Genomic DNA, 22,137 nt, shown 5'->3' on the forward strand with positions numbered 1-22,137 from the left:
ATAATATTTTAGTAAAATAAGTAAATCAATATTTTGTATATTAAAATATTGATTTGAATGTATATGCATCTTTTTTATTGACTATTTATAATTATATTGATAAAATTATTTATAAATTAATGATTCAATTAAGGTTGGAGGAATTTTATGAGAAAAAAACAAAAGTTTTCATTAAGAAAATATGCTGTAGGGCTATGTTCGGTAACATTAGGATTTACAGCTGTAAGTGTTGCAAATCAAGAAATAACTATTTTAAATAATGTAGTTGCCTATGCTGCTGACGAAAATCCAGTTACTAAAGCAGTTATTTCTGGAGAAGTAAAAATATGGGACAATGCGAACGCACGTCAATATAACACAGGTTTATTCACTGGTAGTCAAGGATCTATTCCTAACGGAGCTAGCGAATTAACAGGATATACAGGTGTTACTGTTCGTCTTTTAGATGAATCAGGAAATGTTATTAAAGAAATTAGCTCGGGAGCTAATGGAACATTAGGAGACTTTAGCTTTGATGAGGTAAGTGACGGAACATATTATGTAGAGATAGGAGACACTAACTTAGTAGGGGTACCACATACTGTATTAAATTTACCAGCATTACAAAAATTCAGTGTACCTTTCCAATCATCAAACCGCTCTAATGCAATTGTAGTTAAAGATGGAGTTGTAACAGTTCAAGGGCAAGTAGAAATTGATCGCTTAGGAAATCCAGAATTAGATGATCAAGGAAATACAACGCCTATCTCTGATGTTTTATTTGCAGTTGTACGTAATTCTTATGCACTTGATTTAGCTACACGTATAGGTAGCTTCCAACTGCCAGGAACAACTGGTGGAGTGATAGACTTCGGAAAAGATCTTAATCTTTTTGAAGGAGGGTTATCTTACTTTGAACAAAATGATAATCGTTTTGCTACTTTAAAAGGTATACTTTTTGGAGATCACCCTAATGATGTAATTAATGCATTACCTAGACCTTCATTAACAGAAGAAGAACAAGCCTATGGATACGAATTTGTAGGTTGGGGAGTTGATGAAAGTATGAATGAGGCATATCCTGAATTAGCTGGTCAGATACTTAGTGAAGCTGAAGCGCTAAACCTTTATGTTAAAGGAGATGTTAAACTTCGTGCAATCTTTACATATCCGAGATATAATGTTACATTCGCAACAGATTTAGATAAAGGAACTATTAATGGAGGAGCTAGTGTAACAGGACAAATTGAAGGAAAAGTTAAATTGTCAACTGTATTAGACGCTCTGCCGGTGCCAGAGGCAAAAGAAGGATATGAATTTATCGGTTGGTACGTAGATCCAACAACAAATGTTGTACCAAATGAAAATATTTTAGGCACAACTGTCAATAAAGATTTAATTTATTATGCTAAATATAGACCTATAGAAAAAGCAACGTCTACAGAGCCTATAGTTAACCCTATAACAGAAGGAAGTACTACTGCAACTGGAATAGGTGTTGCAGGAGCAACTATAACAGTAACATTACCTAATGGTGATAAAGTAGATACAATAGTTAAAGAAGATGGAACTTGGTCAGTAGCTTCTACTTCACCGTTAAGTGTAGGTCAAGTAGTATCTGCTAAACAAGTTGAGGAAAAGAAAAACCCTAGTTCATCAGTAGACGCAACAGTAATGCCGAAAAAAGAAGAGATTTCACAAAATCCAATTATTAATGCATTAATTGAAGGAGGAAGTACTGTTTCAGGTAAAGGTATTCCTAATTCTAACATAGTTGTTACTTTTAAAGATAAGTCAACAGTATCTACAACAGTTAATGAGAATGGAGAATGGTCAGTAGATGTTCCATCAACAGCATTATTAGAAAAAGGTGATAATGTTTCTGTTACACAAACAGAGAAAGATAAAAATGTTAGTGCTGCAGTTGATGGTACGGTAGTGCCTGTTATTACAAAAGGAGACAAGGGAGACCCAGGAGAGAAAGGTGATAAAGGAGACAAGGGAGATCTAGGTGATAAAGGAGATAAGGGGGATCCAGGAGAGAAAGGTGATAAAGGAGACAAGGGAGATCCAGGAGAGAAAGGTGACAAAGGAGACAAGGGAGATCCAGGGGAGAAGGGAGACAAAGGAGACAAAGGAGATCCAGGAGAAAAAGGTGATAAAGGAGATAAGGGGGATCCAGGTAAAGATGGTGAATGTGGATGTGATCCAACACCGGAACCAAACCCAACACCGACGCCGACACCAGATCCAGAACCAAACCCAACACCAACGCCAAATCCAGAACCAAATCCAACACCAACGCCAAATCCAGAACCAAATCCAAACCCGACGCCAAATCCAGAACTAAATCCAAACCCAACACCAAATCCAGAACCAAACCCAAACCCGACACCAACACCGAATCCGGGAGGACAAACACCAAGTAATCCAGGAACGAAAGATGAAGAAATCAAGAAAAAATTATCTAATACTGGAGTAAACTCAACAGCTACAACATCAGTAGTAGGATTAGGACTAATGTTAGCGGCACTTTACATTAGAAAAAAAAGACAATAATTAAATAATTAATAAATAGTGATAAGGAATTTAATTTATAAGAAACCTTATCACTATTTTTATATAAATTTTATAAAATATATTGTTAAAAACAGTAAGCGTATTTATAATATGTAATATTTGTGATAAAATAATTGTAGGGGATTGCAATTTACAAAAAAGGAGAATATTTTGAAGAAAAAAATTTTATTTTTATTAGTATTTGTTGTCTTATCTGGTTGTTCAAATAATAGTAAAGAAGTTAAAAAACAGGGAAATAATACTGAACAAAATAATAAGGTTATAGATCCAGATAATAAAGAAAGACCCAAGTCGTTAAGCTGTTGCGAAGGAGATGAAAAAATAGAACCTAAAATATATGATATGACTGGGCAAGAATTAATAAGCATAGAAAATGATAAAGTTGAAAAAGAAAGATACCTTGTAGTAGATACTAGATCAGAAGAAGAATATTTACAAGGTCATTTAAAATATGCTATAAATATGCCAGCAGATAACTTTAAAAACTTAATAGGAAGAATACGTGATGTTGAAAAAGTTATTATTTATGGTCACAACAAAGAAGAAACAAGAGTTTTAGCAGAAGAATTATTAGCAGATGGCTTTGTATATGTCTATAATGCGCAAGGCGTAGATGAATTTTCTTATAATTATGTTATATATAAGAATTTAATAGGGTCAGAATTTCAAAAAATAATAAATAAGAAAGAAGAAGCATTTATAGATAGTAGAGATGAAAAAGATTTCAATAAATCGCATGTAGAGAATGCAATTAATGTAAATCATAATAATCTTGATAATATAGAAGATAAGTTGTCACGTGATAAATCTAAGGCTATTTATCTATACGATTATACGGGAGATCGTTCAGTAATTGTTGCAGAGTATTTACAAAAATTAGGATATAATAATTTAACTATATCTATAGATGGAACTAAAGAAACTCAATTCAAATTTTAAAAAAATATTGAAATCGATTTTCTGTTATGATACAATTTAATTGAGAATTATAAAATTATATAGGAGTATCCAATGAAATTCAGAAAAATAATGACCTTGTTATTTTTATCTACTATAGCTATAAATTTGTCGGCTTGTTCAACAGATGACAAACATAATCATAATTCTGATGTATCTAATAAAAGTTCAGAAATAAAATTTAAAGAAATAGTAGGGGAGGAATTACAAAAAATTCAGGACACAAATTTTGATACAGAAAATTATATATTGGTTGACACTAGATCAAATGAGGATTATAAAAAAGGTCATTTAAAATATGCTCTAAATATACCGTTTAAAGAATTTAAGAATAATGTTTCTAAATTAGAGCAATACAAAGATAAGAAGATAATTTTTTATTGTCATAAAAAAACTATGAGTATAGATGCAGCTAAGATGTTGGTAGATGCAGGGTTTGACAAAGAAAATCTAGTTATAGCACCAGGTGTCAAAGAATACACAGATTACAAATTTGAAAAATATGTTAATGTTATAGGAGAAGATTTTCAGCAGATGCTAGCAAATGAAGATGGATTAGTTTTAGATGTTAGAACTCAGGCAGATTATAATAAAGGACATATAAAAAATTCTCAAAATATAGATGTTGACAATTTAGATAATATAGTGAGTGTTCTACCTAGTGATAAAAATACTTACATTTATGTATATTCTTATAATAAAAATACAGCAACAGTTGTATCACAAAGGTTAGTAGAATTAGGGTATTTTAATGTGATTAATTCATTGTCAGGTACAGACTATTATAATTTTGAATTTTAAATAATAAAAAATTATAAAAGGAGAATATATTATGAAAATAAAAAAAATATTTGCTAGTGTAGTAATATTAGTATTAGTAATAACTATTGTAGGATGCTCTACTTCTTCTAATTCTTCGACAAATAGTTCTAGTTCAGGAACTATAAAAGAGATGAGTGGAGAAGAGTTGGCTAAGATTCAAAATGATAAAGATAAGAAAGAGAAGTATCTTGTTATAGACGTTCGTTCTGAAGAAGAGTACAAAGCAGGTCATTTGCAACACGCTATTAATATAGCTGTGGGAGATGTTAAGTCTAACATAGATAAGATTAAATTTTGGAAAGAAAAGCCAGTGATTCTTTATTGTAATAGCGGTAAGAAAAGTAAAGAAGCAGCAGATATATTAATTGCAGAAGGATTTAAAGATGTAACAAATGCCAAAGGAGTAAAAGAGTACACAGATTATAAATTGGTAAAATATAATAATATTTTGGGAGAAGATTTCCAAAAAGTAATAACAGAAGAAAAAGGATTGTTCTTGGATGCTAGAAAATCTTCTGATTATCAAAAATCACATGTGAAAGATGCTAAAAATGTTGATCCAGACAATTTAGGTGACATTGAAAAAATTCTTCCAGAAGATAAAAATCAAGCTATTTACACTTATTGTTATAGTGGTAATAGATCAGGAGTAGTTGCTCAAAAGTTAGTTGATTTAGGATATACTAATGTTAATAATGCTTTAGATGGAACAAAAGAATTTGATTACAAATTTTAAAATATAATAAGGAGGTAGGGGACTTTAAGTCCCTTATTTTAATATGACAGAAATAGTTATTTTATTTACTAGAGTACCTAAAGAAGGGAGTACAAAGACTAGACTTTATGATTTTCTAACCCCAAAAGATGCGGTAGAAATTCAAAAAAAAATGTTAAAAAATATTTTTTCTAACCTAATAAAATGGAATTTTAAGGTAGTTGTATACCACGATGGAAATAAAGAAGATGATAAATATATGTCAGATTTATTAAGTGTACAAGAAGATATATTTTTTTATCAAAGAGGAAAAACGTTAGGGGAAAAAATGTACAATGCTTTCAACGATGTTCAGAAATTGTATCCCAATAAAAAAACAATTTTAATAGGTTCAGATATAGTAAATATTTCCAAAGAAATGATAGAAACAGCCTTTAATAAACTTAATAATAATGAAGCGGTAATAAATCCAACTTTTGATGGCGGATATTATTTGATAGGACTTAGAAAATTGAAAGAAGAAATTTTTTCTCTATCAGAGTATGGAACAGAAACAGTTTTTTCAAAAACTATTAATTCTTTTGAAAAAAATAATATTACGTACTACGTAGGCGAAAAATGTCTAGATATAGATACTAAAGAAGATTTGTTAGCATATGAAACGGGCTTCAAAAATGTGGCATTGCTAGGAGCAGGAGAATATAATATAAATTTCCTTTATGATTATGATATTGTAGAAAAAAGAGTTTTGCGACTTAATATGAAAAGTCAGATGAATTTAGATAATCAAATGGCTTATGAATATCATACTTTGAAATTATTAGAAGATAGTGGTGTAACTCCTAAAGTTTATAGTTTAGAAGAATCACCTAAATTGATACCTTATAAGTATTTGACTATGGAGTATTTGCAAGGAAGACCTTTGGATTACAATAAAGATATGAAAATTGCCTCTTATTTATTGAGTAAAATTCATAATCATAAGTATTCGCTAAAAAACGAACTTATATTGGCGAAAAATCCATTTAAACTAATGTATGAAGAATGTGAAAATATGGCTAATCACTATTTATTATGGGAACAAGGAGATTTAAAAGTAAAAACATATTTAAAAAGATTTTTAGAAGTTTGTAAAGATAAATTAAAGGATAACTATATTTTAGGTAATCAATGTATTATAAATACAGAGCTTAACTCTGGAAACTTTATAATAGGTAAGGCTAAGGAAGACAGTTATGTTATAGACTGGGAAAAATCACTTATAGGAGAATGTGAACAGGATATTGCACACTTTTTAGCACCAACAACAACATTTTGGAAAACAGACAAAATACTTAGTTTAACAGAAATTGATGACTTTTTGGAAGATTATAGTAATTATAGACATTTTTCTAGGGAGAAGTTTGAACAATATTTTATTTTTACTTGTTTAAGAGGTATTACGTGGTGTAGTATGGCTTATAAAGAATATACATTAAGAGAAAAAATATTAACTGATGATTACACTTTTAATAAAATACGTAGTTACTTGGATTACAAATTTTTGGAAATGCTTGAAAGTTACTTTATTTAGTTACTATACAATTTTATATTAGAAAATTTGTGATATTATATTTCATTATTAAAAATAAATTTATTTATTAATATTTAAGTTTGCAACATTTATGAGTATGTTATTAATATACAATATTTAAAGTGTGATATAAATAAAAGAAAAGAGGGGTGTTATGCAAGATTTTATTGCGAGTTTTGGAGTTTTTTCTCCCATAATTTATTTATTAATATTTTCTATATTTCCAATATTCTTTTTTCCGGTACCTATTTTAGCTGTTGTAGGAGGAGTATTATTTGGATTTGTAAAAGGAAGTATTTTAACTTTTCTAGGGGCTAGTATAAACTGCTATTTGATGTTTATCATATCTAGAAAATTTGGAAGAGATTATGTAAAAAAATTACTGACTAAGAGATTAACACCAAAACAACATGAAAAAATTTTTAATGTTAGTGATGAAAAATTAATGGTTAGTTTAGTTATTTTGAGACTTATTCCCCTTGTTCCTTATAATTTGATAAACTATGGATTTGGACTTACTAATATAAGTTTGACTAAGTATATGATTGCTAGTGTTTTAGGTATTATACCGGGGACTATTGTATTTTTGAATTTTGGAGCAGCGTCTACTAATATTTGGAGTATAGAATTTTTATTATCGACAATATTAGTATTGCTTTTGACGGGGGGATCTATTTATATTTCAAAAATAGTTGAGAAAAGAGAGCTTAATAAAAAATAGAGGTACACGTAAAGTGTACCTCTATTAATAAAGACATTTTGGCGGGAATGTGTGGGAATCGAACCCACCCAAGAGGCTCCTAACCCCTCATACTAGTTTTGAAGACTAGAGAGCACACCAGAACTCATCCACTCCCGAAATCCTATACAATAATTATACAAGAAAATTTGTGTTAAATCAATACAAACTTTTAGAGATATAAAAAAATCGGTAGAAGATATAACTAGTATAATCTTCTACCTAGAAAAGGAAAGTTTATGAAGTTTTCTAAATAAAATTAATTATTTAGACAATTCGTATTATATAACGTAAAACTTAAATGAACTTAAAATTTTATTTTAAGTTCTTTATATTTTCTATAAGAATTTCCTTGTTTAAAGAGCCAATAGTCTTAGTATTAATTGTTCCATCGCTATTTATAAATATATGTGTAGGAAAAGATCTTATGCTATAGTTAACGTTAAATCTATCATTAGTGTCGAATAACACAGGGTAAGTAATTTTAAAAGTATTGATTTTGTTTACTATTTCTTTTTTTGAGTCGTTACTTCCGATAGCATTATTAAATCCTTCGTCATTAGGGAATGTCATAGATAAAAATACTATATCGTCTCTATTTTTTAATTCTTGATATGCTTTTTCTAATTCTGGTAGTTCTTTTATACAAGGTCCGCACCAGCTGGCCCATGCATTAATATATACTTTTTTACCTTCGAAATCGCTCAATTTAACATCATTTCCATCAATATCTTTTGCGGTAAATTTATATGCTATATTTTTGGTTACTTCTTCTTTATTGTTTGTAGATTTTATATCATTTTCTACTTTATTGTTTGAACAAGCAGTTAGAAATAAACTGCTTATAATTATCGGTAATAAAATTTTTTTGTTCATATATAGTCTCCTTTACTGTGAGTTAGAAAATATATTTTGCTATAAATCCCTGAAATGATCCTGTAAGAATAGAAATACCTATAATCACTAAAATAATTCCTGATATTATAATGGTATAGTCTAATATTTTGTTGTGTTTTTTTAGAATTTTTAATATAGATGAGGCAAATATTGCTACTATAATAAATGGTAAAATAAATCCTAAACAATAAATTATTATTAGAAGATAACTAAGTATACCTGTATGAGTACTTGCGTATAAAAAGACGCTAGCTAATATTGGACCAATACAAGGTGTCCACGAAAAACTAAATGTAAATCCCATAATAAATGATAACGCAGGATTTGCACCTTGAATTTTTCTTTGGACTTTAAATTTTCTTTTCAAAGAAAATTCTCTTTTGAAAAATTGTAAGTTTATTACACCTAATTGCAATAATCCCATAAAAATTATAATAATTCCACTGATGTATTTCACGGTTGTAATATGTTGTTGCAGTATTGAACTAATAAAGCTAGTTGCAAATGCTAAGATAAAAAATGTTGTAGAAATACCTATAATGAAAAGAGTTGAATTTATAATCGTTGTTTTACCATTTAATTCTGTTTTCCCGTCATTAGTTTTCTCTCTTTTTCCTGCTAAGATACTTAAATAAATGGGAATAATAGGAATTACACAAGGGGAGAAGAACGATAATACACCTTCTATAAATACAGCTAATAGCTTTATGTTTTGAAAATCCACTTTAATTTCTCCATTAAATTAATTATTTTATAATTTAATAATAAACTAAATTCTCAAAAAAATAAAGCGTTATACATTGTATATTTACGGTTTTTTGTAAATATTAAGATAAGGAATTTAATGTTATTTTTCAAAATTACATAAAAGTGACAGGATATACTTCGTGTTTCAGAATAATATCACTAGTATTACAATGTTGTTACAACTATTGAAAAAGATAAAAAAGTATACTAGAATGTTATTTGTAGCTGAACTATGTGTATAGTTGTCGGCTTTTGTATTTGATATTATGAAAAAAGAAAAAATTTTTAATTGAGATATTTTAAGGAGATTATAAAAAACATGAGCAAGTTAAATAAAATAGTAGCAGGGACAGCAGTTGTCTCGACAATAGCATTAGGATATACGGCATTAGCTGATGCAGATATCTATACTGTAAAATCAGGTGATACACTTTGGGATATAGCTATGAATAATGGAACTACAGTTGATCAACTTATGAAAGATAATAATTTGACAAGTAGTTTAATTTTCCCAGGAGATCAACTTTCTTTCCAAACGACTGCAACACAAGTAGCTCAAGCAGAAGTTAATGGTGGAGAATACAAAGTTGTTCTAGGTGATACTTTATTCAAGATTGCTAATCAATTTGGAACTACAGTTGATGTTCTAGTTGCAAACAATAGTATTGAAAATCCAAATGTAATAATGGTTGGTCAAATTTTAAATGTAAGTAAAGAAGCAGTTGCTAAAGAAGTTGCCCCAGTAGCTGAAGAAGTGAAAGAGGAAGCACCAGTTGTTGCTAAACAAGAACAACAACCGGTTGAGGCTGTACAACAAGCACCTCAAGCAGAGCCAGTAGCGGCTACTCCAGAAGTACAAACTAGAGCAGCACAACAAGTTGCCCCAGTAGCATCAGGAAATAAAGCAGCGTCTATTTATGCAGCAGCTGTATCGCAATTAGGAGTATATCAAGATTGTACTATGTTGGTAACTAATGCTTTAGGATCAGTAGGAATTAACTATCACAACTGGCCAGCAGGATACTTAAGTTTAGGAACTGTAGTGTCAGCTGATCAAGCACAACCAGGAGATTTAATTTACTATGCAAATGGAGGGATGGGTCTAGCTCATATCGCAGTTTATGCAGGTAATGGACAAGCTATCCACGGTGGATGGAATGGAAACCAAACTGTAACAGCGAGTGCTTATGTAGGTAGTGGACCAGTGTTTATCCGTGTACACTAATAAAAAAACAAATAAAAAAAAGATACTTCAATCATTTGAAGTGTCTTTTTTTATTCTTCTATTGTTAGATAAGTTTATTTGTATAATTTGCATATATTAACTTTATACGTCTTATATTATAATTTCTAAAAATTATTTTGTTATAATATTACTTTTGAAGAGATATTTTATAAATTATAAGATAAATCTTTTTAAATAAAAGGTATATAGTCAATTTTTTTAAAATGTTGTATAATAGTTTTATATTATTAAAAAAGGAGAATATTATGTATTTAGGAGTGGATGTAGGAGGAACTACAATAAAATTTGCGGTAATTAATGATGAGTACAAGATTGTTCTTCATGAGGTATGCAAAACCCCAGATAATAAAACTTTGAGAATAGTTGATGAAATTTATCGTATAGCGAAGGCTATAAAAGAGAATTTTGATTTTAAATATATAGGTATTTCTACATCTGGAGTTGTAGATGTAAATAAAGTAGAAATTATTAGCTCTGGTCTTAATATACTAAATTATGTTGGCACTAATTTTCAAACTGAATTAGGAGATAAATTAGGTGTTAAGGTTTATGCTGATAATGATGTTAATTGTGCGTTATTGGGAGAACAATGGTTAGGGGCAGCTCAAGGATTAAGTGAAGTTTTTTGTCTAACTTTAGGTACCGGAATAGGTGGAGCTTATTATTTGAATGAATTACCACAAGGATCTAATTTTAGTGCGGGCGAGATAGGTCAGGCACGTTATGATTTTGTTACAAAAACAAACTATGAGCAAAGAGCATCTACTATTGCTTTGGAAAGAAGAATAAGAAGAGAAATTGATGAAAATTTATCTGTAAAAGAATTTTTCGAACTGTGTAGAGCTAATGATGAAAAATCTCTAAAATTATTAGATGAGTGGATTTTTCACCTATCAGAAGGTATAGTAGATATGTTGTTAATATTAGATCCTAAGTATGTAGTTATAGGTGGTGCTATATCACGTCAAGGTGATTATTTATTAAATTTGATTGAAAATAAAGTTCGTGAACTAAATCCAATAAAGATTAATAAAACTAAATTTCTAGTAGCAAAGCTAGGGAATGAGGCTGCTTTGTACGGAGCTATTAGTCCTTTTATAAAAAATAAATAACTGGAAATTATTAAGGTGTTTAATAATAATGTTTTTAATGGTTAAACACCTTTTTATTATTAATTTTTGTACAGATAATCGTTTTCAATATATATATATATATATATATTGAAAAAATTAAATAAAAAATGTATAATAGGATGATGGGAGGGATGACAATGATATTAGAATATAAAAATATTTATAAGAGTTTTGGTGACAAAGAAGTCTTAAAAGGAGTTAATTTTACTGCCAAAAGTGGTGTAGCAAATGGATATTTGGGTCGTAATGGTAGTGGAAAGACTACGAGTTTTAGGTTATTATTAGATATTTTCAGACCAGACAAAGGAGAAATATTATTAGACGGGAAACCTATAAATAGAAGAGACATTAAAATAGGTTATCTACCAGAAGAAAGAGGAATGTATGATGGAGTTGGACTAGTAGATCAATTAGTATATTTTGGTATGCTAAAAGGTATGGACAGAAGTTCTGCTACTAGAGAAGCGAAAAAATGGTTAGAGTTTTTTGAGTTAGAAGATAACAAAAAGCAATTAAAAACTTTATCGAAAGGTAATGCTCAAAAAGTTCAAATTATTCAATGTATTATTGATAATCCTGATATTTTGGTATTAGATGAGCCTTTTAGTGGCTTAGATCCAGTTAATGTAGGAAAGTTAAAAGAAGTAATTAATTCAGCTATTGCTAAAGATAAATTAGTAATCTTCTCTTCTCATCAGATGCCAGTAGTAGAAAGTTTTTGTGAAGATATTAATTTACTAGAAAAAGGTAAAATTGTTTTGAGTGGTAGTCTAGAAGAAATTAAGAAAGAATATGGTCATGGTAGAATGATACTTAAAGCATCTAACTACAATGAAAATGATTTGAAAAATATTTTAAATAAAGAAAATTTAGGGATAGATTTTTCTATTCAAGATAAATCGTTATTATTAGATTATGTATCTTCAAATAGTAAAAATAATTTCGTTAATTATTTAGCTAAAAGTGATGTAGATATAGAAGAATTTAAACTTTATAAACCTAGTTTGGAACAAATATTTGTAGAGAAAGTAGGTGATTTAGATGAATAATTTATTAACTGTTTTTTTATTTGAGTTTAAGCAATTTTTAATTAAGAAAACTACTATTATAACTTTTGCTATTTACATAATATTGGCTTTTGGAGCTACTTTTGTACCAAGTTTATTTGAAGATAATGGGATATTCTCTTCTGATAGTACAAGTTCTAATAACAATTTTGAGCGTAGCGCTTATATAGTAAAAGATGTTGATAACTTTAATATAGATAAGTCTTATTTAAAAGAAGCGAAAGAATATTCTGATCTATCTACTCTTGAACAAGATATTAAAGATGGTAAAATAGAAGAAGCTATAGTTTTTACGAAAGATGGTTATGACTATTTAGTTAAATCAAATTCTCTAACAGGAAATAATAGTCAATTTATTAGTATATTTGATAATTTTGTTAAGAAATATATTTACGAACAAAACAACTTAGATTATATGAAAGTTCAATCAGTTAATGTATCAGTACCAAAAGTAAATGTTGTGGCTGTTTCGGGAGAAGATGGAGTGCAAACATCATCAAAAGCATTTTCTATCTATGTGTTATCTTTTGTACTATATATTCTGATTATTATGTTTGGTTCAACGCTTGCTTCAAATGTTGCTCGTGAAAAAACTAATAGAGCAATGGAGCTTCTAGTAATTAGTGTAAAACCTACCACTTTAATATTAGGTAAAGTACTTGCTTTTTGTTCGGTAGCGTTAATGCAAATTGTTGCTCTTTTAGGTACAGTTTTTATAGGGTTGAAAATTAATATTGATAATTATTCTAATGTTATAAAAAATGTTTTGGAAAATATGGATTACACATTTATAGCAGTTTGGTTATTATTTGCATTAACAGGTATAATTATGTTTATGTTCTTGTTTGCGGCTTGTGGTTCTTTAGTTAGTCGTATAGAGGAAGTTAATACAGTAATTACATTGCCTATGATTATGTTTATTGCATCTTTTATGGCTAATGTTTCTCTTATGTGGGATTATGATACAAAATTGTTTAAAGTTTTATCTTATATTCCGTTCACATCATATTTTACTATGGGAACGCGTTACGGACTATCAGGTGATTTACCTTTATTAGAAGTTGTTGTATCTTATGTGATTTTACTTATAACAACTATAATTATTGCTTTATTATCTGGTAAAATATATCGAAATGCAACATTAAGATATGGACAAAAATTAAGTTTCTTCAAAATGATGTTTAATAAATAGCATTATAAAATAACGTAAATATTTTTATTGGTCGTTGCTAGTTTATTTATAAAAGATTAAAAATAAACGATATTGAATAATATAGGGCGTATCTATAAAATATTTACTATTGATAAAATAGAATATCAAATCAAAAATAAAAAGCTGATATCAAAAGATATCGGCTTTTTTAATGTTAAAAATTTTATAATATTACGTTGTTGTATATAATTGTTTTGAGATAATTGGATATAAATTAAATTTTTATCTTTTAGTATAGAATAACTTGCTTGTTGTTAATACTGTTTGACAAACTTTGTGTGGTAAGTTAGAATATATTTAAAATAAATAATAAAAATTTTGTGATAAAATTAATAAAGGTGATAATTCAATGGAAAATTATGAAATAACGCTTAGTGCGTCTAAAATGACATATCAAGTAGAGGCTATGAGACTATTAAATCATAACAAAACGTTGATAAATAATTATATAGATGCATCTAAGAAATTGAAGACTTTTCCTGTTTGTTTAGAGTATTTATCTAGCTTTTATGATGAGAAAACAGGTAGTAGTGGAACATTATTTTATAATAACTTAGAAGAAAATTATATATTAGCCTATACTGGTACTAATCCTTATACTGATGCACAAAAAGATATAGAGACGGATATTTACGGAATATTAATGGGGCAAGGTAGTCATTATCTCCCTTGCTTTAGATTTTATAAAAATGCTAGAGAAAAATATGGAGATAATATAATTTTAACTGGACATTCCTTAGGAGGAAATATTGCACAAAGAGTCGCTATAGAATTTGATGTGAAGCATACCTATATATATAATTCTGCTCCTATTTATATAAAAGATGGTGTAGATTTACTTATGGATGTTAACGATAATAATAGAACTATCTATACGAAACGCATAAGAAAATATAGAAATAATATCCAAAAAATAAATAAAAAAATAGAGAAATTTACAGGAGAAATAGTTCATTTTTCTTCGGAGGAAGATATATTAAACAGACTGATGAGTTTGTTAGGGGATGAAGCTGTATATGTTGGAAAGAATTATATTTTAAAAGGGGCTGGCTGGCACTCTTTGAAGCTAATGGAGCAAAGCAATGTTGATATAATAAGAAAAATAATATCAAAAGAAAGTTTTTCAAAAGAAAGCTTAGCTAAAAATTATGTTTCTATAAGTAGAGATGAGACATTAACTTTAAGAAATGTTGCCCAAGATAGAAAATTATCTTTGGAATATTTTTTCGAGTTATTTTTAGGTAATGATAAAGTCGGAAAATTTTTTGAAAATGTAATTAAAGATATAGATATGAACAAATTTTTCCTTTATTTAGTAGAGAAGATAGATAATAAAGAAAATTAGAGAAAAGTTACAAACTAATCTCTAGTTTTTTATTTTTTATAAATAAAAAATATTCAGTATAGAGATTTTTTCTACACTGAATAGTATATACCAATTAATTTTAGTAATGTTTTTCTAAAAGGCTTTTTATCCAATTTTGCGCATTTAATAAATCTGTTTTTGTAGGATGAGGTTTTGATATTTCTACCCACTCAAGCATAGTTTGGTCAATTTTGTGTATAAAGTTTGGGTCTCGCCACGTTAGAAATTTGAATACAATTAATATTTTAGGGTCTATTTTTCCTTGACATATAAATGATCCTAAAATATTGTTGTTTAAGTTAGTCATATATTGTGTAAAATTGTTTATGGAATCTTTTGCGTGATAATGTTCTACAGGAACACCACAAGTCATAAAGATAGCTACATTCTTCTGTCTTATATTTTGCGTTTCTATAAAATTCATCATATTTTTGTTGGCAGTTCCTTTATCTGTCCAACACCCTAAAATATAAAAATCATACATTGATAGCTTTGTTTTTGCTTTTTTAATATTTATTAAGTCAACGTTAGCAAAATTTTTTATTTGCTCATAAATAGCTTTTGCAACTTTATATGTATTTTTAGTTTTAGATGAATATGCTAATAAAATTTTCATATTAATCTCCCTCTGGTATATTAAATTTATCTTTTATAGCATCTGCTACAATCATACCTGTATACCAGGCAATCATTAAATTGTAACCTCCGATTTCTCCGTGTAAATCTAGTATTTCTCCTGCAAAGTATAAATTTTTAATTCTTTTATGTTCACAGTTTTTAGGGGATATTTCTTTTAGAGAAACACCTCCTGCTGTTGTAAATGCATATTCTATAGGAAAAGTCATTACATTGTTAAATTGGTATCTTTTAATTTTATTTGTAATAAATTTTCTTATTTCTTTTTTATTAGGATTTGTTGTAGGGAAGTATTGCATAATATGACTATAAAATCTTTTAGGGAATTTATCTTTTAAGTAATTTTTATCCTCCCATAAACAGTCAAATAGTTGTTCTTCTGTATAATCTGGAAGGAAATCTAAAAATGTATCTCCTTCTCCTCTCGCCACAAATTCTCCCATACTAATTGCAACTGGCCCACTTATTCCTTTATGTGTAAATAAAATACTTCCTATAAAATTTCTTTTTTTATTAAACATTTTTACTTTATTTAAAGAAAGTCCAGATAATCCTACAAAGTCTGGATATTTAAGAGCTACTTCACTAGGGTAGATGTTTGTGAATTTAACGCCGTACTTTTTTAATATTTTATGCATAGAGCCATCGCTTCCGCTTTGAGGATAACTTTTTCCTCCTGCACAAACTACAATATTTTTTCCGTAAAATTCTTGATTATCAGTTTTTACGCCTACAATTTTATTATTTTCGAATATAAGGTCTGAAACTTTTTGTTTTTTTTGAAGGTGTACATTATGTATTCTAAAGCATTCTACAACATCTCTTGCTTTTTCGCTTGCAGGATAAAGGCGTCTATTTTCTTGCTTTAATGGAAGTTTATGTTTTTTAAAGAAGTTATGTAAATCATATTTGTGATAAGCTGTTCTTAGGAATCTTCCGTTATGAATAGCTTTTTCTAACTCGCTAGGAGAGTCGCTAGAAAGAACGTTACATCTTCCGTTGCCTGTCATAAGAAGTTTTGTGCCTATCCTTTTGCTCCCTTCTAACAGTAGTACTTTTAAATTTGTGTTATTTAATTGATCAGCTATCATAAGTCCAGAGCTACCAGCTCCTATAATAATTAAATCGTATCTCATAGTAATAGTATCCTTTATTTATGTATTAAATTTAAATATAAAAGCAAAAAGAAAGCACTATTTTACAAATAAAAAATAAATAATAAAAATTTTTATTTTAATTTTATTTTATTTATAGTTATACAACAATATGCAAGATTATTATATATACAGATGAAAACAAACTATCAAAATATACTCAAAACAAATATAATGATATGTAAACAGTTATGTTTCACTGTTCAATTAACATGTATAAATGAAAATATAGTATAAATAAATTATTTATTTTCAAAAAACAGATATATAACAACAGTTTACAAAGAAAAAACATTGTGCTATAATACAAGTGTAAAATGATTTAAGTGATATAGTACTGTTTTTAGTGATAATGATTTCTAATTATTATTTTATACTTTATGATAGTCTTTGTCTACTTAATATTATTTAAAATATAAAAAGGAGTGTCATAAGATGGCAAAAGCAAAAGAAGTAACAATAAACCCAGTAGAAGAAGTAAATGTGCTAGTAGAGAAAGCACAAGAAGCATTATCGAAGTTCTTAGAAATAAAAGAACAAGAGAAAATAGATGAGATAGTGCAAGCAGCAGCAGTAGCAGCCTTAGCAGCACACGGGCCATTGGCAGTAGCGGCTGTAGAAGAAACTGGAAGAGGAGTAGTAGAAGACAAAGCTACAAAAAACCTATATGCCTGTGAATATATAGTAAACAGCATGAGAGGGCTAAAAACAGTAGGAGTAGTAGATAGAGACGAAGTAGATGGGCTAGTTGCAATAGCAGAGCCAGTAGGGGTAATCTGTGGAGTAGTACCTACAACAAACCCAACATCAACAACAATATTCAAATCATTAATAAGTTTAAAAACAAGAAACCCAATAATCTTCAGCTTCCACCCATCAGCAAACGAATGTTCAAAAGAAGCAGCAAGAATAGTAAGAGATGCGGCGGTAGCGGCAGGAGCACCAGAGAACTGTATACAATTTATAGAGAAACCATCAATGGAAGGAACAAATGCCTTAATGAACCATGATGGAGTAGCAACAATCCTAGCAACAGGAGGAAATGCAATGGTGCGAGCAGCATACTCATGTGGGAAACCAGCATTAGGAGTAGGAGCAGGGAACGTACCAGCATACATTCACAAAGAAGCAAAACTAAAACAAGCAGTAAATGACATAGTATTAAGTAAAGCATTCGACAACGGAATGATATGTGCATCAGAACAAGCAGCTATAGTAGACAAAGAACTATATGACGAATTTGTAAGCACAATGAAATCACATAGAGTATACTTCGTAAACAAAAAAGAAAAAGCATTACTAGAAAAACTACTATTTGGAGTAGAAGCAAAATCAAAAGACTGTGCGGGAGCAAAACTAAACTCAGTAATAGTAGGGAAACCAGCAACAGAAATAGCAAAACTAGCAGGATTTGAAGTACCAGAAGGAACAGTAATCCTAGCAGCAGAATGTTCAGAAGTAGGAGTAAACGAGCCATTAACTAGAGAAAAACTATCTCCAGTATTAGCAGTAATAAAATCAAAAGATACAAAAGATGGACTAGAAAAATCTAGACAAATGGTAGAATTCAACGGACTAGGGCATACAGCAGCAATACATACACAAAATGCAGAAGTAGCAGAAGAGTTCGGAGAAATAGTAAGAGCGTGTAGAATAGTGTGGAATTCACCATCAACATTTGGTGGAATAGGAGATGTTTATAATGCATTTATCCCATCACTAACACTAGGATGCGGAAGCTACGGAAGAAACTCAGTATCAGGAAACGTATCAGCAGTAAACTTATTGAACATAAAGTTAATAGGGAGAAGAAACAATAATATGCAATGGTTCAAAGTACCACCAAAAATCTATTTTGAGCCAAATGCGATAAGATACCTAAGAGATATGGAGGGTTTGGAGAGAGTAGTAATAGTAACTGATGAATCAATGGTAAAACTAGGATTTGTCCAAAAAGTAGTAGATCAGTTAAACAAACGAAGCAATAAAGTGCAAGTACAAGTGTTTGATGGAGTAGAGCCTAACCCAGATATTACAACTGTAAAAAAAGGTACAGAACTTATGGAAAGCTTTAAGCCTGACGCTATAGTAGCACTAGGTGGAGGATCTCCAATAGATGCGGCGAAAATCATGTGGTTATTCTACGAGCGTCCAGATGCAGACTTTAATGAATTAGTACAAAAATTTGCGGACATAAGAAAACGTACAGTTAAATATCCAAGTTTAGGAAAAGTTAAATTTATTGCAATTCCTACTACTTCGGGAACAGGTAGTGAGGTAACACCATTTGCGGTAATCTCGGATAAAGAAAATGACAAAAAATATCCACTAGCAGATTATGCTATAACTCCTCACGTAGCAATAGTAGATCCAAACCTAGTATTAACAGTGCCAAAAAGAGCGACAGCAGCGACTGGTATGGACGTGTTAACTCACGCAACAGAAGCATATGTAGCTATCTTGGCTAATGACTATACTGATGGAATAGCATTAAAAGCTATAAAACTTGTTTTTGAAAATCTAGAAAAATCAGTTCACGAAGCCGATAGAGATGCAAGAGAAAAAATGCATAACGCATCATGTTTAGCAGGTATGGCGTTTGCGAATGCGTTCTTAGGAATAGCACACTCAATGTCACACAAGATAGGTGGTAAATTCCATACTGTCCACGGTGAAAACAATGCAACGTTATTACCATATGTAATTAAATATAATGGTACAAAACCAGGTAAAGTAGCTTTATGGCCTAAATATGAACATTATCAAGCGGCAGAAAGATATCAAGAAATTGCCAAAATGTTAGGGCTAAAAGCAGACACTCCAGAACAAGGTGTTGAATCTTATGCACAAGCTGTGTATGAACTAGGTAGAAAAGTAGGATGTCCAATGGCATTCAAAGAGCATGATGCTTTTGCAAAATCAGGAATTGGCTTTAAAGAATATAAAGCTAGCTTAGAAAAACTAGCATTCGATTCTTTCGAAGATCAATGTACACCAGCTAACCCACGTCTTGCGATGATTAAAGATATGGAAGGAATTATGGAAGCAGCTTGGGATGGTTACGGAGAGAAAAAATTCGTAGAAAAAATTTAAATACTTTGATACTCCTATAAAAATTAAATATTAAAATGTAAATGTAATAAAAAAGAGAGCTAATTGCTCTCTTTTTTATTAAGGATATAATAATTATGTAAGACATTTTCCCTTGAAAATATTATACTTATTTTGGTGAAAATATTACTTTTAGCTGTTCTTCGTTCAAGTTTTCTATTAACTTGATTGATGACTCCACTATATCCATATGTGTTGTATCTTTATGAATTACAGAAGCGCATATAGCTCCTTGTAATATTGAGAAAAACCAAGTACTTATAGTTTGGCTTGTAATTTTATTTAAACCTATATTTTCTATAGTTTCTGATAAAGTGTTTCGCCATTCTTGTACTATTTCTCCACATTTTTTAGATACTTCTGGAGCTTGCCCTATAGTCTCTAATGCTAGCAAAGTCAAACGAAAACTAGGCGTTCCGTAACTTCTCTCTTTTGTCTTAAATACCATTAGTAAGCTTTCTAATATTTCTTTTAATGTAGAATTTTTATCTATTGAATTTTGAAATTTTTTGTTAAATTCCATATTAATGTTATCAAGTGATGAAATAATAATATCATCTTTTCCTTTAGGGAAATAATGATATAAACTTCCTTTTGGGGATTTTGATTTTTTTATAATATCTTGTAGATTTGTTTCCGTGTAACCATGTTTTTGTATTAATTTTGTGGTTTCTTTTATAATTTTTTCCTTAGTTTTATTGTTTAATGTCACTGTAGTTTGCCCCCCTTACTATAGCTTATTCAACTTTTATAATGAAATTATAGCACTTTCAAAAAAATTAATCAATTATTTTAAATCTGTAATTATAAAAATTATAGATATTATATTATAATATAAAGTAATATTTACTATATATAGATTGTAAAATTATAATATATTTATTTTTAATATAAAATTAAAATCAAAAGTTAAAACATTTGTAACTTTTGATTTTAGAAGATATATTATATTTTTTTATTTTCTTTTACTAGGAAATAATAGATAATTATATTGCATAATGACAATGCTGAAGTAATATAGAAAGGTGTAACGAATAATTCAAGACTCAATCTTTCCAGTAGTTTAGTTAATATTAAAGGTGTTAATATTACCCCTATATTACCTGCAGTAAGTGCCATACTGATAGAAAAGTTTATATGTTCTTTTCTGAAGTTTTTTGATATGTAATAGAATATATAAGACATAGTTCCTACAAAGCTAGCTCCTATCAATGTGGACGCTATGAATAATACAATAATATTTGTTGTTATTGTGAATATAAAGTTTCCAAAAATCATGAACGATATCATAATTAATAGTGTTTTATCACCGAAATATTTTATAAATTTTCCGAAAAGAAAACCACTTAATATTCCACTTAAAGCAAGTATAGTTAATAAATTGCTAGAAGTTGTAGTAGCCAATCCGTGTTTGGTTACTAATAGAGTAGGTATTTTAATTGTAACACCTATATAACTAATACCTACTAAAAAAGTTGCTAACATAGTAAGTATATTTTTTTTGTTGAATATAAAGTTATTTTTAAATGTTTTTGCTTCTTCTTTTTTATTAGGAACATAATTATTAAACATAAAAAATACAGGAATGACTAATAAATATACTAAAAACGCATAATTAGGACCGAATATAATAGCATATCCAGATATAAAAGTTGTTAATGCTTTTCCTATGTTTAAGAAAGCAGTTCTATATCCTATCATGTTATCACGCTCATAGCCATAATAGTAATCACTAATAATACTTATAGATATAGAATTGTATAGACCTATACCTATCCCTAGTAGTAATCTACAAATAAATACAATTGTAAAGTTTGCTGAAAAGAATGATACTATACCTGATACGAATATTAATGATAAACCTATTAATGTAGTATACTTTTTTCCTATTGTAGCTACAATAAAATTACTAAGGACTACAAAGATTGTAATCATTAATGCAGGTATTGTTACCAGACTTTCAACAGAAGCAAGACCTAATTTTTCGTTATTGTTATGATATAGTTCATAAAGTTTTGGTATTGCTGGTGCTATTGCTAAATGCGACATTAAAAATATTGATATTGATAATATTGCAATTTTTAAATTTTTTTGCTGAGGCATAAAAATCTCCTTTGTATATTTAATTACATTATAGATTACATTCAAAATATATATAGGTCAAGTAATTAAACTTGATTTTTAATGTGTATTATATAAGTT

At 29.1% G+C, this 22,137-nt stretch carries 18 protein-coding genes and 1 tRNA gene; 12 read left to right on the forward strand and 7 right to left on the reverse strand.

Annotated elements, in window-relative coordinates; all coding sequences use genetic code 11:
* Positions 1-147 precede the first annotated feature (147 nt).
* The 6 genes from HZY83_RS03075 (at position 148) to HZY83_RS03100 (ending at position 7,347) form a co-directional block, all read left to right on the forward strand.
* Complete coding sequence (locus HZY83_RS03075; RefSeq protein WP_179942612.1) at positions 148-2,538, forward strand: Ig-like domain-containing protein; 2,391 nt, start codon at positions 148-150, stop codon at positions 2,536-2,538.
* 171 nt (positions 2,539-2,709) lie between these two features.
* Positions 2,710-3,498: a rhodanese-like domain-containing protein gene (locus HZY83_RS03080; RefSeq protein ID WP_179942613.1), complete on the forward strand. Its 789-nt coding sequence runs from the start codon at positions 2,710-2,712 to the stop codon at positions 3,496-3,498.
* Positions 3,499-3,570: 72 nt separating this feature from the next.
* Positions 3,571-4,317 (forward strand): rhodanese-like domain-containing protein, encoded by a 747-nt coding sequence (locus HZY83_RS03085; RefSeq protein WP_179942614.1) that lies wholly within the window; start codon positions 3,571-3,573, stop codon positions 4,315-4,317.
* Between the two features lie 31 nt (positions 4,318-4,348).
* Positions 4,349-5,074, forward strand: coding sequence for a rhodanese-like domain-containing protein (locus tag HZY83_RS03090; RefSeq protein WP_179942615.1), 726 nt, complete (start codon positions 4,349-4,351; stop codon positions 5,072-5,074).
* 43 nt (positions 5,075-5,117) lie between these two features.
* Positions 5,118-6,626 carry a TIGR04282 family arsenosugar biosynthesis glycosyltransferase gene (locus HZY83_RS03095; RefSeq protein WP_179942616.1) on the forward strand — a complete coding sequence of 503 codons (1,509 nt, stop codon included), beginning with the start codon at positions 5,118-5,120 and terminating at the stop codon, positions 6,624-6,626.
* A gap of 154 nt (positions 6,627-6,780) precedes the next feature.
* Entirely contained in the window at positions 6,781-7,347 is a 567-nt protein-coding gene (locus HZY83_RS03100) for a TVP38/TMEM64 family protein (protein WP_179942617.1), read from the forward strand.
* Between the two features lie 39 nt (positions 7,348-7,386).
* Here HZY83_RS03100 and HZY83_RS03105 read toward each other — a convergent pair.
* The 3 genes from HZY83_RS03105 to HZY83_RS03115 all read right to left on the reverse strand — a co-directional run bounded on the left by HZY83_RS03105 (position 7,387) and on the right by HZY83_RS03115 (position 8,986).
* A tRNA-Sec gene (locus HZY83_RS03105) sits at positions 7,387-7,483 on the reverse strand.
* 197 nt (positions 7,484-7,680) lie between these two features.
* A complete protein-coding gene (locus HZY83_RS03110; protein ID WP_179942618.1) occupies positions 7,681-8,241 on the reverse strand; it encodes a TlpA family protein disulfide reductase in 561 nt (186 codons plus the stop codon).
* Between the two features lie 22 nt (positions 8,242-8,263).
* Entirely contained in the window at positions 8,264-8,986 is a 723-nt protein-coding gene (locus HZY83_RS03115) for a cytochrome c biogenesis CcdA family protein (RefSeq protein ID WP_179942619.1), read from the reverse strand.
* Between the two features lie 342 nt (positions 8,987-9,328).
* On the opposite strand from HZY83_RS03115, the gene HZY83_RS03120 reads away from it, so the two are divergent.
* The 5 genes from HZY83_RS03120 (at position 9,329) to HZY83_RS03140 (ending at position 15,013) form a co-directional block, all read left to right on the forward strand.
* Positions 9,329-10,234 carry a LysM peptidoglycan-binding domain-containing protein gene (locus HZY83_RS03120; RefSeq protein ID WP_179942620.1) on the forward strand — a complete coding sequence of 302 codons (906 nt, stop codon included), beginning with the start codon at positions 9,329-9,331 and terminating at the stop codon, positions 10,232-10,234.
* Between the two features lie 266 nt (positions 10,235-10,500).
* Positions 10,501-11,367 (forward strand): ROK family protein, encoded by an 867-nt coding sequence (locus HZY83_RS03125; RefSeq protein WP_179942621.1) that lies wholly within the window; start codon positions 10,501-10,503, stop codon positions 11,365-11,367.
* 158 nt (positions 11,368-11,525) lie between these two features.
* The gene (locus HZY83_RS03130) at positions 11,526-12,437 is read left to right on the forward strand and encodes an ABC transporter ATP-binding protein (protein WP_179942622.1); all 912 of its coding nucleotides are present in this window, start codon (positions 11,526-11,528) and stop codon (positions 12,435-12,437) included.
* Positions 12,430-13,647: an ABC transporter permease gene (locus HZY83_RS03135; protein ID WP_179942623.1), complete on the forward strand. Its 1,218-nt coding sequence runs from the start codon at positions 12,430-12,432 to the stop codon at positions 13,645-13,647. Before HZY83_RS03130 ends, HZY83_RS03135 begins: the two co-directional genes overlap by 8 nt.
* A gap of 370 nt (positions 13,648-14,017) precedes the next feature.
* Positions 14,018-15,013 carry a Tle-like phospholipase domain-containing protein gene (locus tag HZY83_RS03140; RefSeq protein ID WP_179942624.1) on the forward strand — a complete coding sequence of 332 codons (996 nt, stop codon included), beginning with the start codon at positions 14,018-14,020 and terminating at the stop codon, positions 15,011-15,013.
* Between the two features lie 100 nt (positions 15,014-15,113).
* Here the strand turns inward: HZY83_RS03140 and HZY83_RS03145 are convergent, their stop codons facing one another.
* Together HZY83_RS03145 and HZY83_RS03150 are read right to left on the reverse strand one after the other, a co-directional pair.
* Positions 15,114-15,650 (reverse strand): flavodoxin family protein, encoded by a 537-nt coding sequence (locus HZY83_RS03145; protein WP_179942625.1) that lies wholly within the window; start codon positions 15,648-15,650, stop codon positions 15,114-15,116.
* 1 nt (position 15,651) lies between these two features.
* On the reverse strand, positions 15,652-16,806 hold the full coding sequence (locus tag HZY83_RS03150) for an aminoacetone oxidase family FAD-binding enzyme (RefSeq protein ID WP_179942626.1): 1,155 nt from the start codon (positions 16,804-16,806) through the stop codon (positions 15,652-15,654).
* A 453-nt stretch (positions 16,807-17,259) separates the two neighbouring features.
* Here HZY83_RS03150 and adhE point away from each other — a divergent pair, with 453 nt between their 5' ends.
* Positions 17,260-19,917 carry a bifunctional acetaldehyde-CoA/alcohol dehydrogenase gene (gene adhE, locus HZY83_RS03155; protein ID WP_179942627.1) on the forward strand — a complete coding sequence of 886 codons (2,658 nt, stop codon included), beginning with the start codon at positions 17,260-17,262 and terminating at the stop codon, positions 19,915-19,917.
* A gap of 127 nt (positions 19,918-20,044) precedes the next feature.
* Here adhE and HZY83_RS03160 read toward each other — a convergent pair whose 3' ends face one another.
* Both HZY83_RS03160 and HZY83_RS03165 read right to left on the reverse strand, forming a co-directional pair.
* Positions 20,045-20,647: a TetR/AcrR family transcriptional regulator gene (locus HZY83_RS03160; RefSeq protein ID WP_179942628.1), complete on the reverse strand. Its 603-nt coding sequence runs from the start codon at positions 20,645-20,647 to the stop codon at positions 20,045-20,047.
* Positions 20,648-20,880: 233 nt separating this feature from the next.
* Entirely contained in the window at positions 20,881-22,038 is a 1,158-nt protein-coding gene (locus HZY83_RS03165) for an MFS transporter (RefSeq protein ID WP_179942629.1), read from the reverse strand.
* Positions 22,039-22,137: the final 99 nt, after the last annotated feature.

Origin of the sequence: Gemella sp. GH3 (assembly GCF_013415425.1) — a bacterium.
Taxonomy (GTDB): domain Bacteria; phylum Bacillota; class Bacilli; order Staphylococcales; family Gemellaceae; genus Gemelliphila.